This is a genomic window from Thioclava sp. JM3, from assembly GCF_002213185.1.
GTDB classification, from domain to species: Bacteria; Pseudomonadota; Alphaproteobacteria; order Rhodobacterales; family Rhodobacteraceae; genus Thioclava; species Thioclava nitratireducens.
In genome coordinates this window covers 1-2,099 of the sequence record NZ_NBOB01000033.1, presented here as the reverse complement: position 1 = coordinate 2,099, position 2,099 = coordinate 1, and the positions used below count along the sequence as shown (strand labels likewise).

Sequence of the window (2,099 nt, the reverse complement as noted above, 5' to 3'; positions counted from 1 at the left end):
GCCGTGCTCAACGGCTATACGGCGCTCGGCATACCCGTCACGGAACTCGTGGGATAATTCTGTCCGGGGAAAGGGGAACCTCGGCCATCACCCGATTTGTGCAACAGAGCCATGGGCGGACAGGAAACGTTGCGCATGCGTTGGCGACTTGAACCCGCCCATGAGCTTCTCTCTCTTCCGCGTCGGTCGGTGCGAGCCCTCGATCCGGTCGGGGCTGATGTATTACCTGACCGCGCGCGAGCTTGACGAGACGCCTTCGGGCTTCGCCTCCTAGTTCTCGTATGGGGTGATGCTGCTGGGGCTGGTTCTGACGCTGGACGCGATCGCCGCGAACGAGGCGACGTTGCTTTACACCTTCTACGCGCCGATGCCCGCGGATGGGGCCTTCTGTCTCGGGATCGCGCTAATATTCATCGCGAACTGGGGCGTGGGCTATCAGATCCTCGCGATGCGTTGGCGCTGGCACGCGGCCCCTCCGGGCCGGATCACGCCGCTAGTCTCGTGGATGAGCGCGGTCACGATGAGCATGTGGTTCCTGGCCTCGCTCGGCGCGGTCGCGGCGGTGGTGATCTGGCATATTCCCGCCTTTCTGGGCTGGATCGACGGGATGCCGCCCATGATCACCCGCAAGCTGTTCTGGTGGAGCGGTCACCCTATCGTCTATTTCTGGCTGATGCCGGCCTATATCTCGTGGTATGCGCTGATCCCGCGTCAGATCGGCGGAGTGCTGATTTCGGATCCGCTGGCGCGTGTGTCCTTCATCCTGCTGATGCTGTTCTCGCTGCCGGTGGGGACCCGTCACCAACTGATGGATGCGGGGATCCCTGATGTGATGCGCGCCATCGTGATCTTTCTGACCTTCACGGTGATCCTGCCCTCGCTGCTGACCGCCTTCACGGTCGGGGCCTCGTTGGAATATGCTGGGCGGGCGCGGGCTGCTGGGGTGATCCGAGCATCGCGGCGCAGTTGCTGGCGATGTTGCTGTTCATCATCCGCGGGTCGAGCGGGCTGGTGAACGGCAGCAGGGCGTTCAACGCGGTGATCCACAACACGACATGGGTTCGGGCCATTTCCACGCCACGCTGGCCTCGGCCTCGGCGCTGACCTTCTCCGGTATCAGCTTCTGGCTGCTGCCCAACCTGACCGGCAAGCCGCTGGCTTCGCGCAGGGTCGCGCTTTGGGGGACAGGGCTGTGGTCCATGGGGATGTTGATCTTTTCCAACGCGATGATGATCGCCGGCCTGCAAGGCGTGCCGCGCCGCGCCTGGGTGTCGGGGATGACGGCGGGCGGCGGGTATGACAGTTTCTATGCCAATGCGCGCTGGTCGCTGTTCGCGGTCGGCATCGCCGGGGTCATTCTGGCCGTCGCCGCCGTGCTGATCTTCGGTGTGTTCTACGCGACGCAGCTGCGGCAGCGGGCGGTCAATACACCAATCCCCGCGGCGCCCTTCTCGCGCGCGTTTCGTTCGCACGGGTCGGGTTCGATGGTCAGGCTGTTCGACAATCTTCTGCTTTGGTCGATCGTTTCCATCGCGCTGGTCGCGGCGTTTTACGGGCCGGTGCTATGGGCCGAGCGCGTGATGAACGTGCTGTTGTCCGGGCTTCGGGTCTGGTAGCCAACCGGGTCACGGGCGCCCGTTAGAGACAGCCCCACACAAGAACAAAATTCGCCTCCAGGAACATGGGCACGTGCAAGTCGCCCGGTCATGCGCAACGTTTCCGGTCAGCGCACGATCAAATCGCCACCCTGTTCCGTCCCAAACCCACCGTCTTTCAGCCCGTTCCTACAGCCACGCCAGAGCCGATGCCTTCCAGATTTGGATCGAGCATCAATGCGAGCTGGCGGTTTGAAATCAATCCGATACGCCGGTCTTGCGCTCCGCCGAACATACCCTGACAATGCTCATTGAAGAGTACCCATGGCAAAGCCGTCTCATTCGACCCTTCTATCGCTTGCAGCCTCGATCGGCCCGCAGGCCGTTAACATGCCCCCCCTCTCCCCGCCGATCCACCCGAGATGCAACATGAGCCGATCGCGCCATCACAACAAGCACCACTACCGCAGCCTCTTCCTCTCGGATTTTCACCTTGGCTCGCGC

General features: G+C 62.9%; 3 protein-coding genes and 2 pseudogenes. 4 read left to right on the top strand and 1 reads right to left on the bottom strand.

The genetic code is table 11. The features are described from left to right. Window positions 1–117 precede the first annotated feature (117 nt). A pseudogene (locus B6V73_RS20640) lies at window positions 118–210 on the bottom strand (IS6 family transposase); the annotation flags it as partial. A gap of 76 nt (window positions 211–286) precedes the next feature. Here B6V73_RS20640 and B6V73_RS21375 point away from each other — a divergent pair. From B6V73_RS21375 to B6V73_RS21055, 4 genes and pseudogenes are all read left to right on the top strand, one after another. Next, complete coding sequence (locus tag B6V73_RS21375; RefSeq protein WP_346426040.1) at window positions 287–1,015, top strand: cbb3-type cytochrome c oxidase subunit I; 729 nt, start codon at window positions 287–289, stop codon at window positions 1,013–1,015. 40 nt (window positions 1,016–1,055) lie between these two features. Next, window positions 1,056–1,616 (top strand): cbb3-type cytochrome c oxidase subunit I, encoded by a 561-nt coding sequence (locus B6V73_RS21370; RefSeq protein ID WP_088726311.1) that lies wholly within the window; start codon window positions 1,056–1,058, stop codon window positions 1,614–1,616. 92 nt (window positions 1,617–1,708) lie between these two features. Next, window positions 1,709–1,851, top strand: a pseudogene (locus B6V73_RS21290) (IS6 family transposase); the annotation flags it as partial. Between the two features lie 68 nt (window positions 1,852–1,919). Next, on the top strand, window positions 1,920–2,099 hold a 180-nt coding region (locus tag B6V73_RS21055; protein ID WP_206185629.1), incomplete at its 3' end, for a hypothetical protein.

Excerpts from the sequence above, each read along its gene's own strand:
- B6V73_RS21370 (WP_088726311.1), top strand. The coding sequence starts at position 1,056 with ATGGGTTCGGGCCATTTCCACGCCACGCTGGCCTCGGCCTCGGCGCTG.